Origin of the sequence: Pseudarthrobacter sp. J47 (genome assembly GCF_049810315.1) — a bacterium.
Taxonomy (GTDB): Bacteria; Actinomycetota; Actinomycetes; order Actinomycetales; family Micrococcaceae; genus Arthrobacter.
Genome location: NZ_CP187358.1, coordinates 1,918,045 through 1,930,539, shown reverse-complemented (window position 1 = coordinate 1,930,539; position 12,495 = coordinate 1,918,045). Strand labels below are relative to the sequence as shown.

Annotated in this window: 14 protein-coding genes; 7 read left to right on the top strand and 7 right to left on the bottom strand. The window is 65.4% G+C overall.

Annotated elements, in window-relative coordinates; all coding sequences use genetic code 11:
* Positions 1-7: 7 nt before the first annotated feature.
* Complete coding sequence (gene fabG, locus ACPJW8_RS08745) at positions 8-733, bottom strand: 3-oxoacyl-ACP reductase FabG (RefSeq protein WP_330188782.1); 726 nt, start codon at positions 731-733, stop codon at positions 8-10.
* A 140-nt stretch (positions 734-873) separates the two neighbouring features.
* Between fabG and ACPJW8_RS08740 the strand changes: the two genes are divergently transcribed.
* From ACPJW8_RS08740 to ACPJW8_RS08730, 3 genes are read left to right on the top strand one after another with little or no spacing between them, the layout of a single operon-like run.
* Complete coding sequence (locus ACPJW8_RS08740; protein WP_330188781.1) at positions 874-1,353, top strand: DUF3099 domain-containing protein; 480 nt, start codon at positions 874-876, stop codon at positions 1,351-1,353.
* Complete coding sequence (locus ACPJW8_RS08735) at positions 1,350-1,598, top strand: hypothetical protein (RefSeq protein ID WP_330188780.1); 249 nt, start codon at positions 1,350-1,352, stop codon at positions 1,596-1,598. Before ACPJW8_RS08740 ends, ACPJW8_RS08735 begins: the two co-directional genes overlap by 4 nt.
* The gene (locus tag ACPJW8_RS08730) at positions 1,599-2,462 is read left to right on the top strand and encodes an SURF1 family protein (protein WP_330188779.1); all 864 of its coding nucleotides are present in this window, start codon (positions 1,599-1,601) and stop codon (positions 2,460-2,462) included.
* Here ACPJW8_RS08730 and ACPJW8_RS08725 read toward each other — a convergent pair whose 3' ends face one another.
* Positions 2,463-4,061 carry an ABC-F family ATP-binding cassette domain-containing protein gene (locus ACPJW8_RS08725; RefSeq protein WP_330188778.1) on the bottom strand — a complete coding sequence of 533 codons (1,599 nt, stop codon included), beginning with the start codon at positions 4,059-4,061 and terminating at the stop codon, positions 2,463-2,465.
* A gap of 246 nt (positions 4,062-4,307) precedes the next feature.
* On the opposite strand from ACPJW8_RS08725, the gene ACPJW8_RS08720 reads away from it, so the two are divergent.
* From ACPJW8_RS08720 to ACPJW8_RS08710, 3 genes are read left to right on the top strand one after another with little or no spacing between them, the layout of a single operon-like run.
* Positions 4,308-4,925, top strand: coding sequence for a biotin transporter BioY (locus ACPJW8_RS08720; protein ID WP_330188777.1), 618 nt, complete (start codon positions 4,308-4,310; stop codon positions 4,923-4,925).
* 2 nt (positions 4,926-4,927) lie between these two features.
* On the top strand, positions 4,928-5,650 hold the full coding sequence (locus ACPJW8_RS08715) for an ABC transporter ATP-binding protein (protein WP_330188776.1): 723 nt from the start codon (positions 4,928-4,930) through the stop codon (positions 5,648-5,650).
* Positions 5,647-6,279 carry an energy-coupling factor transporter transmembrane protein EcfT gene (locus ACPJW8_RS08710; RefSeq protein ID WP_330188775.1) on the top strand — a complete coding sequence of 211 codons (633 nt, stop codon included), beginning with the start codon at positions 5,647-5,649 and terminating at the stop codon, positions 6,277-6,279. The genes ACPJW8_RS08715 and ACPJW8_RS08710 overlap by 4 nt, the downstream gene beginning before the upstream one ends.
* A 34-nt stretch (positions 6,280-6,313) precedes the next feature.
* Here ACPJW8_RS08710 and ACPJW8_RS08705 read toward each other — a convergent pair whose 3' ends face one another.
* Both ACPJW8_RS08705 and ACPJW8_RS08700 read right to left on the bottom strand, forming a co-directional pair.
* Positions 6,314-7,525, bottom strand: a complete 1,212-nt coding sequence (locus ACPJW8_RS08705; RefSeq protein ID WP_330188774.1) for a thiolase family protein — start codon at positions 7,523-7,525, stop codon at positions 6,314-6,316.
* Positions 7,500-8,939 carry a class I adenylate-forming enzyme family protein gene (locus tag ACPJW8_RS08700; RefSeq protein WP_330188773.1) on the bottom strand — a complete coding sequence of 480 codons (1,440 nt, stop codon included), beginning with the start codon at positions 8,937-8,939 and terminating at the stop codon, positions 7,500-7,502. Before ACPJW8_RS08700 ends, ACPJW8_RS08705 begins: the two co-directional genes overlap by 26 nt.
* Positions 8,940-9,001: 62 nt before the next feature.
* Between ACPJW8_RS08700 and ypfJ the strand changes: the two genes are divergently transcribed.
* The gene (gene ypfJ / locus ACPJW8_RS08695) at positions 9,002-9,907 is read left to right on the top strand and encodes a KPN_02809 family neutral zinc metallopeptidase (protein WP_330188772.1); all 906 of its coding nucleotides are present in this window, start codon (positions 9,002-9,004) and stop codon (positions 9,905-9,907) included.
* 109 nt (positions 9,908-10,016) lie between these two features.
* Here ypfJ and ACPJW8_RS08690 read toward each other — a convergent pair whose 3' ends face one another.
* From ACPJW8_RS08690 to sufD, 3 genes are read right to left on the bottom strand one after another with little or no spacing between them, the layout of a single operon-like run.
* Positions 10,017-10,349 carry a metal-sulfur cluster assembly factor gene (locus tag ACPJW8_RS08690; protein ID WP_330188771.1) on the bottom strand — a complete coding sequence of 111 codons (333 nt, stop codon included), beginning with the start codon at positions 10,347-10,349 and terminating at the stop codon, positions 10,017-10,019.
* Between the two features lie 13 nt (positions 10,350-10,362).
* Positions 10,363-11,148: a Fe-S cluster assembly ATPase SufC gene (gene sufC / locus ACPJW8_RS08685; RefSeq protein ID WP_330188770.1), complete on the bottom strand. Its 786-nt coding sequence runs from the start codon at positions 11,146-11,148 to the stop codon at positions 10,363-10,365.
* A 60-nt stretch (positions 11,149-11,208) separates the two neighbouring features.
* Entirely contained in the window at positions 11,209-12,495 is a 1,287-nt protein-coding gene (gene sufD, locus ACPJW8_RS08680; protein ID WP_330188769.1) for a Fe-S cluster assembly protein SufD, read from the bottom strand.

Sequence of the window (12,495 nt, the reverse complement as noted above, 5' to 3'; positions counted from 1 at the left end):
TGCTGGTTCAGTGGCCCATGCCCAGGCCGCCGTCCACAGGGATGACGGCGCCGGAAATGTACGCGGCCTCGTCACTCGCTACCCAGCGCACCACGTTCGCCACCTCAGAGGCCTCGGCAAAGCGGGCCGCCGGCACCTTTGCAAGGTAGTCCTTCTGGGTGGCTTCGGGCAGTTCTGCGGTCATGTCCGTATTGATAAACCCAGGCGCCACAACGTTGGCCGTAATGCCGCGGGAGCCGAGCTCGCGGGTCAGGGACCTGGCAATTCCGACGAGGCCGGCCTTGGACGCGGAGTAGTTGATCTGGCCTGGTGCGCCGTACAGCCCGGAGACGGAGGAAATCAGCACAACCCGGCCCTTGCGGAGCTTCATCATGCCCTTGGTGGCCCGTTTGATCACGCGGAACGCGCCGGTCAGGTTGGTGTCGATGACTGAGGTGAAGTCGTCTTCGCTCATGCGCAGCAGCAGAGTGTCCTTGGTGATGCCCGCGTTGGCAACAAGCACTTCTACGGGACCATGGGCGGCTTCGACTTCGGCAAAGGCTGCGTCCACGGATGCCTGGTCCGTGACATCGGCCTTAACGCCAAGGATGCCCTCCGGCAGGGCCGACTCACTCCGGTACGTCACTGCAACCTTGTCTCCATTGGCGAGGAAGGACTCGGCGATGGCGAGTCCGATGCCACGGTTGCCACCGGTAATGAGGACACTGCGGGCGCTCGAAACTGCTTCAGTCATAGGGGTGCTCCGGATCTGGGGCGCTGTAGCGCCGCCGTCGAGGGGATGGATTGCCTGCCCCCGATCTTAGCCCGGGTTTGGGACCGAACAGCCGATGGTGAGAGAATTGAGTCAAGCCTTTGGAGCGTGATCCACCGCAAATGACCCCCGTAAACCCAGCCGGAAAATCCTTGCCTTTTGACCAGCACAGCCGCCACCAGCATCCTGGTGACGGAGAGGTCCACAGCATCTCCAACGCTGCGGTGGCCCATTCGGAGGACATGCACAAGCGGATGGTCCAGTACGGGCTGGCCATGGGAATCCGTCTGGTCTGCCTGATCCTGATCTTCGTGGTGGACGGCTGGTTCAAGATCCTGATGGTGGCCGGGGCTGTGTTCCTGCCGTGGATTGCCGTGGTCATCGCCAACGGCAGCGACCAGGCGGAAATCCACAGTGATTCGCTCCTGGACCGTGCGCCGCTGGTTGAGCTTGAGGCCTCCCCCGCCCGGGCGCCCGGTGACGTCGGCGCCGACGGGGTCAATGGAGCCGGCAATGGCAGTACTGACGAACCAGTCATCCTCCAGGGCGAAGTGGTCCCTGATGACGACGAACCCCAGGAACAGGAAAAACGCGCTTCATGAACATCTTCGACCTCGCCGCGGGAACTGCACAGGCACCGGGTCCGGCTGAAGCGCACTGCTCACGCAAGGGCTGCCGGGCGCCCGCTGCCTGGCAGTTGCTCTGGAACAATCCCAAAATCCACACTCCCGACCGCCGCAAGATCTGGCTGGCCTGCCCCGAACACCGCGGCTGGCTGGAGGAATACCTGGAGCAGCGGGGTTTGTGGAAAGAGACGCTGCCGCAGCCGGCCGGGCAGGACCACTGAATGTACCGCTTCCTTTTCTCCAGCAAATGGCTGGGCTATCTCCTGTTGGCCGCAGTCTTTGCCGCGGCCTGCGTTTTCCTGGGCCGCTGGCAGATGGACCGGCGGGCAGAGACGCTGGCCGAGATCAACCGGGTCACGTCCAACTATTCAGCAGAGCCGCTGGAATTCAGCGCCGCCAAGGAACAGTTCGTCTCCCTTCACCCTGAACGCGAGTGGGCCCAGGTCCGCCTGCAGGGCAGCTATGACGTAGAGGGCCAGCGGATCGTCCGGAACCGTCCCCTGAACGGACAGCCGGGCTACGAAGTTGTAGTCCCCTTCCGCCTGCACAGCGGTGAAACCGTCATTGTGGACCGCGGGTGGCTCCCGATCGGCAACAACACCGCAGGCCATCCGGACACCATCCCGGCCCCGCCGGCAGGTGACGTGACCGCCGTCGTACGCCTGAAGCCGGGTGAACCGGCACTGGACAGGAGCGCCCCGGCCGGGCAGCTGCCGTCCATCGACCTGCCCTCTTATGCCGCCGAGCTGGGGTATCCGGTCCTCACCGGCGCGTACGGGCAGCTGGCCTCCGAGGATCCGGCTCCCGCGCAGATGCCGGCGGCCTTCCCCAAACCCTCTGTGAACGAGGGAACGCACCTGTCCTACTCGCTGCAATGGTTCGCGTTTGGCGTCCTGATGTTCGTCGCCTTCGGCTATGCCGCCAGGCAGCAGGCCCGCAACGCAGCAATCGACGCCGAGGACGACGACACACAGCCGCGCTACGCGGCAGTCCAGGGTCCCCGGGCCGCACCGGCCCCGCGGAAACGGAAGTCCCCCACCTCCGAAGAAGAGGAAGACGCGATCCTGGACCGCCAGGGCTTCTAACTAGGCCAGGGTAATGAGGTCCAGGTAGTCCTCGTTCCAGTGGTCTTCCACACCGTCCGGCAGGAGCACAACGCGCTCCGGGTTCAGTGCTTCCACTGCCCCTTCGTCGTGGCTGACCAGGACGACGGCGCCGGAATAGTTACGCAGTGCGCCCAGGATTTCCGCACGGCTGGCGGGGTCAAGGTTGTTGGTGGGCTCGTCAAGGAGCAGCACGTTGGCGCTGGAGGCCACAATCGTGGCCAGGGCCAGGCGCGTCTTCTCACCGCCGGAGAGCACACCGGCAGGTTTGTCGACGTCGTCCCCGGAGAAGAGGAACGAACCAAGGATTCCGCGGACCTCGGCGTCCTTCATGTCAGGGGCAGAGGAACGCATGTTCTCCAGGACCGTCCGGTTCACATCCAGGGTGTCGTGCTCCTGGGCGTAGTAGCCAACCTTAAGGCCGTGCCCGGCAATGACGTCACCTGTATCAGGCTTGTCCACCCCGGCCAGCATCCGCAGGAGCGTGGTTTTGCCGGCACCGTTCAGGCCCAGGATCACTACCTTGGAGCCGCGGTCGATCGCCAGGTCCACATCGGTGAAGATCTCCAGCGACCCGTAGGACTTGCTGAGGCCCTCTGCGGTGAGGGGCGTCTTGCCGCACGGCGACGGGTCCGGGAAGCGCAGGGCTGCCACGCGGTCGTTCTCGCGGACCGCCTCGAGGCCGCTGAGCAGGCGCTCGGCACGCTTGGCCATGTTCTGGGCCGCCACTGCCTTGGTGGCCTTGGCCCGCATCTTGTTGGCCTGGTCAAAGAGGACCTGGGCCTTCTTCTCCGCGTTGGCGCGCTCGCGCTTGCGGGCGCGCTCGTCCGTTTCGCGCTGCGTGAGGTAGCGCTTCCAGTCCATGTTGTAGAAGTCGATCTGGGCCCTGTTGGCATCCAGGAGGAAGACCTTGTTAACAGTGGCCTCAAGAAGCTCGGTGTCGTGGCTGATGACGATCAGCCCGCCCTGGTGGTTCTTGAGGAAGTCCCTGAGCCAGGCAATGGAATCGGCGTCGAGGTGGTTGGTGGGCTCATCGAGCAGCATGGTCTCGGCATCGGAGTAAAGGATCCGGGCCAGCTCCACACGCCGGCGCTGGCCGCCGGAGAGGGTCTTCAGCGGCTGGTTCAGGATCCGGTCCGGGAGAGCCAGGTTGGAGCAGATGGCCGCGGCTTCAGCTTCCGCCGCGTAGCCGCCGGCTGAGAGGAACTCAGATTCCAGGCGGTCGTACCTGTTCATGGCCTTGCGCTGGATTTCGGGATCCTCGCTTGCCATTTCGTCGTGCGCCCTGCGCAGCTTGCCGACGGCGACGTCGAGTCCGCGCGCGGCGAGGATACGGTCGCGTGCCAGCTGTTCCATGTCCGGCGTGCGCGGATCCTGCGGCAGGTAGCCGATCTCGCCGCTGCGGGTCACCTTCCCGGCCGCGGGCAGCCCCTCCCCTGCCAGGACCCTGGTCAGGGTGGTTTTTCCAGCACCGTTACGGCCTACGAGCCCGATTTTGTCGCCCTTGTCGATGCGGAAGCTCACCCGGTCCATCAGGAGCCGGGCGCCAGCGCGCAATTCAAGGTCCTGGACAGTAATCACAGCAGGTAAGGCCTTTCACAACAGGGAACGCCGCAGCATGGTCAGGCGGATCGGGTGGACCGATGCCGGGTGGTGCCATGGCTGCCGGGCGGAGTGGCCAAAGACGGCCTAGACCAGTCTACCGGCAGGAGCGGTTGTGAAGGGCCTGCAGGATGTGACGTCCGCTTTAGTGGCAGGCCTACAAAATCCCTGGGCGGAACCGGACGTATCGTCGAAGTCACATCCCCATCTGCACAGGAAAGATCCATGAGCCAAACAAACACAGCCGTCATCACCCCCAGTGCCCGCCGGCAGCGCTGGAACGCCACAGACCTGGGCCTGATCGCCGTCTTCGCAGCGATCGTCGCGGGCGCAGCCCTGGTACCCGGCATTCCGCTGGCTGTAGGCGTCCCCATTACCCTTCAGACGCTGGCCGTGATGCTGACCGGTATGGTGCTGGGCCCTGCCCGGGCGTTCGCCGCCGTCGGCCTCTACACCCTCCTGGGCCTCGCCGGCCTGCCGATCTTTTCCGGCGGCCGCAGCGGCCTGGGAATCCTGGCCGGCCCCTCAGCCGGCTACATCCTGGGCTTCACCCTGGCCGCCACTGTTGTAGGTTTCCTCAGTGTCCAGGTTCTCCGCCGGACCCGGAAGCTTCGCGCCCTGTGGTTCTTCGCCGCAGCCATGGCCACCAGCATCGTCTGCATCCACAGCCTGGGCGTGGCCGGCATTGTGCTGAACACCGGCGCCACGTTCCAGCAGGCATTCCTGGCGGACCTCGCGTTCTACCCGGGTGACATCCTGAAGAACATCCTGGCGGCCCTGATCGCAGTCTCCCTTCACCGGGCCTTCCCGGACATCCTGGTCCGGCGCGCTGTCCGGAGCTGATCATGGCTTCGATTGTCCTCAACAACGCCACGGTCAGCGTCCCGGTCGACGGCACTTCCGGGCACCGGATACTCCTGGAAGATGTGTCCCGCACCCTGACTGAGCAGCGCATCGGCGTGATCGGATCCAATGGTTCCGGGAAGTCCACGTTCCTCCGCCTGCTCAACGGCCTGGCACAGCCAACGTCCGGGTCAGTGACAGTGGACGGCAAGGACACCATCCGGGAGGCGCGCGCAGTGCGACGCACGGTCGGGTTCGTCTTTACGGACCCGATGTCCCAGCTGGTGATGCCTACGGGCCGGGAGGACGTCGAGCTCTCGCTGCGCCGCTCTGTGCGCAACGGTGCGGAACGTCGCCGCCTGGCGGACGAAGCGCTCGATCGTTTTGGCTTGCTGGACCTGGCGGACCAGAGCATTTACGAACTGTCCGGCGGCGAACGTCAGTTGATGGCGCTGGCGGCTGTCCTTGCTGTGAACCCGTCAGTACTGGTGCTTGACGAACCGTCCACCCTCCTTGACCTGCGGAACCGTGAACTGCTTCGCCGGACCCTGGAGGGCCTGGACCAGCAGATCGTCATGTCCACCCATGACCTGGACCTTGTCACCGGAATGGACAGGGTCCTGGTGATCGAAGCGGGCAAGGTGGTGTTCGACGGCGGCCCGGAAGCCGCCGTCGAACATTACCGCGCGCTGGCCCTCGGCGTTCCCGGGGCGCAGGCGCGATGAGGAACCATTCGTTCCTGCTGGCCAATTACGTGCCCGGCAACTCGCTGCTGCACCGCTGCCCGCTCTGGCTGAAATTCCTGGCCGTGGTCGCGGCAGGATGTGCGTCGTTCCTGATCACCGACTGGCTGGTCTCGGCAGTCGTCCTCGCTGCGATGTCCGCCTTGTTCCTGCTCAGCGGGGCCGGGCCGGCCAGGCTGCTCCGGGCGGTGCGTCCCCTGCTTCCGGTACTGGCTGTGATCGGCCTGTTCCAGTGGTGGCAGCTGGGCGGTCCCATTGCGGCGCGGATCGTCCTGAACATCCTGGTCTGCGTGGTGGCGGCTTCCGTCCTCACCGCCACCACTCCCCTGCAGCGGCTGTTGGACGGAGTTGCATCCCTGGCCACCCCGTTCCGCCGCTTCGGGGCGGACCCCGAACGCTTTGCCTTGACGATTGCCATCATGCTGCGCAGTATTCCGTTTATCGCGGGAACGTTCGGGGACGTGCGGGATTCGGCCAAAGCGCGCGGCCTGGAACGCAATCCGCGGGCACTGGTACTCCCGGTGTTCATCGCCACGGTGGCCTATGCGCGGCAGACGGGTGAAGCGCTCGCGGCGCGCGGCCTGGGCGAACCCGATCACCCAACTGGGTAGCACTTGTTGCCCTTTACAGAGCTCTAAAGGGCAACTACTGCCACTTAGTTGGGGAGAGGCGGGTGTAGCGGAAGAGCGCTGCAGTTCCCAGGCCACCTGCGCCGCTGATCATCGCCAGCGCCCGCGACTCCCGGCCCGGTGTCTTCCGGGCCTGGGCCAGCAGCCGGGTGACCAGGACCGCGCCGGATGCTCCGTAGGCGTGACCCAGGGCAAGCGCTCCGCCGTCGGGATTGGCGCGTCCGGCAGCAATCCCCAGCCGGGCCAGGCAGGCAAGGGTCTGGGAAGCGAAGGCCTCGTTGAACTCCACGAGGTCCAGGGATTCCGCCGTCATATGCCGGTTCCGCAACAGCCGTTCGGCGGCGGCAGCAGCCCCCATCCCCAGCAGGTGCGGATCAACGCCCGCCGTGTCCGTCCCTTCCACCAGCAGTCCGTCCACCGCGCCAAGTTCGCGGGCCCGGGCCACTGAAGTAACCACGACGGCGGAGGCTGCGTCCGCGTCAAAGCACGAGTTTCCGGCGGTGACGGTTCCTCCTGGGACAAAAGCGGCAGGGAACCGTTCCAGGACACGTGCCGTGAGCCCGCGACGCGGGCCGTCATCCACTTCCACGTGACCCGTGGCGGCTGGAACCCGGACCCGCTCGCGATCAAAGGCTCCGGAAGCCTGTGCCTCCAGTGCCCGGGCATGGCTGGCCAGCGCAAAGACGTCCTGCTCCTGCCTGCTGATCCCGTACTCCCGGGCAACGTTCTCTGCTGCCACACCCATATCCGGATCGCCCAGGGTGTCCGGCGAAAAGCGGGCCCGCGCGTAAAACTCCGGTTCGCCGTCGGAATTCCTGGTGGCCCGCAGCGGGGCGGTACTGACGCTTTCGGCGCCTCCTGCCAGGTACAACGGGTTCCCGCCACCGGCCACCAGCCGGCTGGCCAGGACGATGGCGTCCAGGCCGGAACCGCACTGCCGATCCACGGTGATCCCCGGAACATGGGCCGGCAGGCCTGCTTCCAGGAGCGCGAGCCTGGCCACGTTGCCGCCACCACCTACAGCGTTGCCGATCAGGACGTCGTCCACTTCGGCCCCGGAAATGGTGAGCTCCTCCAGCAGCGCCACCAGGACCGGCGCCAGCAACCGGTGGACGGGAACGTCCCGGAGCGCGCCGTTCGCACGCACCACCGGGGTGCGCCGCGCTGCGATGACAACCGCCTGGTGTTCCTCCGGGGCTCCGTCAGCCAAGATGGTCGACCCGGGCATCGTTGGTTTCGATCCATTCACGCAGGAGTCCCCGGCTGAGCTTGCCGCGGTCGGTAACGGGGAGTTCTGAAAGCAGGTAGTAGGACTGCGGCCGCTTTTCCCGGGCCAGCAGATCCGACAACGCCGTCCTGACCTGCGTCACGGTGAGGGCCCCATGGGCGGGAACGATCCCAGCCACAACTTTCTGGCCGCGCAGGTCATCAGGCAGGCCCACCGCCACAGCGGAGGTGACTCCGGGAATGGACGTGAGCGCCAGCTCCACCTCGTGGGGGTAGACGTTGATTCCGGCGGCCTGGATCATGTCAGACCGGCGCCCCAGGATATGGAGCGCGCCGTCTGCCAGGTAGCCCTGGTCCCCTACCGTGTACCAGCCGTCGAACGAACGCAGCGCTTCGCCGTCATCGCCCCACAAATACCCGTTGCTCACCATGCCGCTGCGAACGCAGACACTGCCGGGAACGCCTTCCGGAAGTTCAGTGGTGCCGGGCGCCCCGGGGTCAGAAGACCCGCCCAGGATCCTGATCTCGACGCCCGGGAAAGGCCTGCCGATCCTGGTGTTGCCCGCGCGTGCCGGTTCGCCCGGCGGCAGTCCTGAGCCCGCAACGAAACTGAGTTCAGAGGCGCCGTAGTACTCGTAGATGGTTGCCCCGGGGGCCCAACGCCGCGCCGCTTCCAGTGTGCGGGCGTCAAGCTTTGAACCCGCGCAGATGATGGTCCGAATGCCGGAGGCATCCACCCCGCCGGCCAGCCCCCGCTCGCTGAGCAGACGGAGCATGGTGGGTACCAGGACCAGGCGCGTCACGCCGTCGAACGCTACCGCCTGGTGGACGTCCGCAACGTCGAACGACTCCAGCGTATTGAATTGCGTTCCGGCGTAGAGGCATTCGGCCAGCGCATAGAGATTGAGGCTTGCGGACAGCGGGCCCGGCGCCAGGGTGACGTCGTCCGGACGCAGGCCGAAGAACTCCTTCGACGCCTCGAAGGACAGCTGCCAGGAACGGCGGGACCGCGTGAAGGCCTTCGGGATGGAGGTGGTGCCCGACGTAAAACCGATCAGGAACGGCGTGTCCGGCGTCCCATCGGTCAGCTCCTGGGCCAGGGGACTTTCCGGGTCCGCGGCCTGGCCAGTGCGGATGAACTCCGCCAGCCTGTCCCGAACGCCGTGCCGGATGGAGTCGGGCCATGTGGGATCGAGTACCGCGCATTCCCGCGTACCGGCAACACCGGCGGCGAAGGCCACAGCGAAATCCACGGAGTTGGGCAGCTCCAGGAGGCTTATCCCTGGCGTCTGCGGAAGGAGGGCCGTTGCTTCATCGCACAGTTCCGACCAGCTGAGGTATCGGCCTGAGACAACTACGGCAGGGGCATCGGGGCGGTCGTCGGCCCAACGCTGGAGTCGGTCAAGGAATGGCATCACGCCAATTTTAGCCGTCGGGTTGCCTCCTCCCGGCATCACGGTGCGTCTATTGTGTGATTATGAGCTTCAATGACAACGTTCGACTGGATCCATCCCAGGTACAGGACCGCCGGGGCCGTGGCATGGGCCGCGGCACAAAGATTGGCGGAGGGATCGGCGGCGGCATCGTCGTCCTCCTCCTGGTGTTGTTCGGCGTCGATCCGGCCATGCTGGAGGGCCTGACCGGTGGCGGTACGGGACAAGGGCAGCAGCAGGGGCCAATACCTCAAGGGACCGGTCCGGCGTGCGCTACCGGTGCAGACGCTGACGCCCGGCTGGACTGCCGGATTGTGGGCACGGTCAACAGCCTCAACGCGTTCTGGCCCGATTACCTCGCTGACTACAACGTGCAGTATCCCCAGCCGGAAACCGTCATTTTCGACGGCGCCACCAGCACCGGGTGCGGCAATGCCACGTCCGCCGTGGGCCCCTTCTACTGCCCGGCAGATTCCACGGCCTACTTCGATCCGGGGTTCTTCCAGGAGCTCGTTGACCGGTTCGGATCCTCAGGCGGGCCGCTGGCACAGGAATACGTTGTAGCCCACGAATTCGGGCACCACGTCCAAAGCATCATCGGCACCCTGGACCGCGCGCAGCAGGATCCGCAGGGGCCGGAATCCGGCGCCGTCCGCGTGGAGCTGCAGGCGGACTGCCTGGCGGGTCTGTGGGCCAGGTACGCAACCGAGCAGCCTGATCCCGAAACCGGCCAGCCCTTCCTGGAGCCCCTGACGCAGCAGGATCTCGCGGACGCGCTGTCCGCGGCATCAGCCGTGGGCGATGACCGGATCCAGGAGGCCGCCACCGGACGGGTCTCCCCCGAGGCATGGACGCACGGCTCCAGCGAGCAGCGGCAAAAATGGTTCACCACCGGCTACGAAACCGGCGACATCAACAAGTGCGACACCTTCGCAGTAGCTTCCCCGTAAAACCTTAGGCCCTCGCCGGTACTGGCACCGGGGTGGGGAACGACGACGGCCGGTTACCTTCGTGATGAAGGTAACCGGCCGTCGTCGTATGTTCAGGCAGTAGGACGGATCAGATGTTGAAGCCCAGGGCCCGCATCTGGTCCTTGCCGTCGTCCGTGATCCGTTCCGGACCCCATGGCGGCATCCAGACCCAGTTGAGGCGCCAGTCATCCACCACGCCGTCCAGCGACTTGCCGACCTGTTCCTCCAGGACATCAGTCAGGGGGCAGGCGGCGGTGGTCAGCGTCATGTCGATCAGCAGGGCGCCGTCTTCTTCGGAATACTTCAGACCGTAGAGCAGCCCGAGGTCAACAACGTTGACGCCGAGTTCGGGGTCGATGACATCCTTGAGCGCTTCCTCGACGTCCTCGAGGCTGGTGCGGGATGCATTGATTTCGGTCATAAGGTGATCCTAACTAGGCCTGCACGGCGGGTGCAACGGCAACGCCTGCACCTGCGGCGTAGCGGTCGTAGCCTTCTTCTTCCAGGCGGTCGGCGAGCTCGGGGCCGCCTTCTTCGACAACCTGCCCGTCAACGAACACGTGGACGAAGTCCGGCTTGATGTAGCGCAGGATCCGGGTGTAGTGGGTGATGAGCAGCGTGCCCATGTTGCCCTCTGCCTGGGCGCGGTTAACACCCTCGGAGACAACCTTGAGGGCGTCAACATCCAGGCCGGAGTCGGTCTCGTCCAGGACGGCGAACTTCGGCTTGAAGAGTTCCAGCTGGAGGATCTCCACGCGCTTCTTCTCGCCGCCGGAGAAGCCTTCGTTGACGTTGCGCTGTGCGAAGTCAGCATCGATGCGCAGCTGCTCCATGGCGGCCTTGACGTCCTTGGTCCAGGTGCGCAGGGCCGGGGCTTCGCCGTCGATGGCGGTCTTGGCGGTCCGGAGGAAGTTGGTCATGGTGACGCCCGGAACCTCTACCGGGTACTGCATGGCGAGGAAGAGGCCGGCGCGGGCGCGCTCGTCCACGCTCATCTCCAGGACGTCTTCGCCGTCAAGGGTGATGGAGCCGCTGGTCACGGTGTAGCGCGGGTGGCCGGCGATCGTGGACGCCAGGGTGGACTTGCCCGAGCCGTTGGGGCCCATGATTGCGTGGGTTTCACCTGTGCGGATGACCAGGCTGACGCCCTTCAGGATCTCCTTGGTGCCCTGCTCAGTCTCAATGCTGACGTGCAGGTCCTTGATCTCAAGAGTAGACATGCTCTTCTTTCTGGTTGTTCTTAAGTCTTGTGCAACAGCAGTGCCGGTGGCCTGCGGAAATCAGTTCTCGCTCGCGGCGAGCTCACGCTCAACAGCTTCGGTCAGGCGCTCTTCGAGGGCCGGGACCTTGATCTGCTGGATGATCTCGTTGAGGAAGCCGCGGACCACCAGGCGGCGGGCGACCTTCTCCGGGATGCCACGGGCCATGAGGTAGAACAGGTGCTCGTCGTCGAAACGGCCGGTGGCGCTGGCGTGGCCGGCACCCTCGATGAGCCCGGTTTCAATTTCCAGGTTCGGTACTGAGTCCGCGCGGGCTCCGTCCGTGAGGACCAGGTTGCGGTTGGCCTCGTAGGTATCGGTGCCTTCGGCTTCCTTGCGGATCAGGACGTCGCCTACCCATACGGTGTGCGCGTTCTTGCCCTGCAGTGCGCCCTTGTACAGCACGTTGGACTTGCAGTTGGCCACAGCGTGGTCAACGAACAGGCGCTGCTCAAGGTGCTGGCCGGCGTCGGCAAAGTACAGGCCGAACATTTCCGCTTCGGCTCCGGGAGCGGTGAAGCGGGTGGACGGCGTAACGCGGACAAGGTCTCCGCCGAGTGATACGGCGATGTGCTTGAACTTGGCGTCCCTGCCCAGGCGTGCCTGCTGCGAGGAGGCGTGGACGGCGTCGTCGTTCCATTCCTGAAGTGAGATGACGGTCAGCTCGGCGCCGTCTTCCACCAGGATTTCAACGTTCTCCGAAACAACTGCGGTGCCCCGGTGTTCCAGGACCACAACGGCCTTGGAGAACTTCCTGGCGATGATGACCAGGTGCTGGGCGGAAGCCTGGGTACCGGATCCCTCCAGTACTACCGAAACCTGGCCGGCGGCCTGCAGTTCCGAAGGCACGGTGATGATGGTCGCTTCAGCGAAGTTTTCCCACGCGTTGGCGGAAACACGGTCCTCAGGGATGGCTGCGGAACCGATGCGGGCGTCATCGCGGCCCACGGTTTCCACCACAACGCCTTCAGGGGCATCGATGGATACAGCCGGAGCCGCACCATTCAGTACTTCGGAGTGCAGCCCGCGGAGCCGCTTGAGGGGCGTGAACCGCCAGTCCTCTTCCATGCCCGTCAGCGGCTTGAAGTCGGCCAGGTTGTAGGACGTGAGCCGTCCGGCGCGGGAGCTGTCCGGTACGCCGACGCCGCCGCCGTGCGAGTGGGCCTTGACGGCTTCTCCGGCCAGCGGTGCCTTGGAATCAGCGGCGTTGATCGGGGAAAGGCTTTCGCCTTCCTCGGTGAAACCGTTGATGAACGGCTGGGCTGAGGGCGCGCCGATGCGCGCTTTTTCGGTGGTGATATCAGTCAT

Bases quoted from the DNA above. Each gene is read 5' to 3' on its own strand.
- fabG (WP_330188782.1), bottom strand. From the start codon at position 733: ATGACTGAAGCAGTTTCGAGCGCCCGCAGTGTCCTCATTACCGGTGGC.
- ACPJW8_RS08740 (WP_330188781.1), top strand. From the start codon at position 874: ATGACCCCCGTAAACCCAGCCGGAAAATCCTTGCCTTTTGACCAGCAC.
- ACPJW8_RS08735 (WP_330188780.1), top strand. From the start codon at position 1,350: ATGAACATCTTCGACCTCGCCGCGGGAACTGCACAGGCACCGGGTCCG.
- ACPJW8_RS08730 (WP_330188779.1), top strand. From the start codon at position 1,599: ATGTACCGCTTCCTTTTCTCCAGCAAATGGCTGGGCTATCTCCTGTTG.
- ACPJW8_RS08720 (WP_330188777.1), top strand. From the start codon at position 4,308: ATGAGCCAAACAAACACAGCCGTCATCACCCCCAGTGCCCGCCGGCAG.
- ACPJW8_RS08715 (WP_330188776.1), top strand. From the start codon at position 4,928: ATGGCTTCGATTGTCCTCAACAACGCCACGGTCAGCGTCCCGGTCGAC.
- ACPJW8_RS08710 (WP_330188775.1), top strand. From the start codon at position 5,647: ATGAGGAACCATTCGTTCCTGCTGGCCAATTACGTGCCCGGCAACTCG.
- ACPJW8_RS08705 (WP_330188774.1), bottom strand. From the start codon at position 7,525: ATGCCCGGGTCGACCATCTTGGCTGACGGAGCCCCGGAGGAACACCAG.
- ACPJW8_RS08700 (WP_330188773.1), bottom strand. From the start codon at position 8,939: ATGCCATTCCTTGACCGACTCCAGCGTTGGGCCGACGACCGCCCCGAT.
- ypfJ (WP_330188772.1), top strand. From the start codon at position 9,002: ATGAGCTTCAATGACAACGTTCGACTGGATCCATCCCAGGTACAGGAC.
- ACPJW8_RS08690 (WP_330188771.1), bottom strand. From the start codon at position 10,349: ATGACCGAAATCAATGCATCCCGCACCAGCCTCGAGGACGTCGAGGAA.
- sufC (WP_330188770.1), bottom strand. From the start codon at position 11,148: ATGTCTACTCTTGAGATCAAGGACCTGCACGTCAGCATTGAGACTGAG.
- sufD (WP_330188769.1), bottom strand. From the start codon at position 12,495: ATGACTGATATCACCACCGAAAAAGCGCGCATCGGCGCGCCCTCAGCC.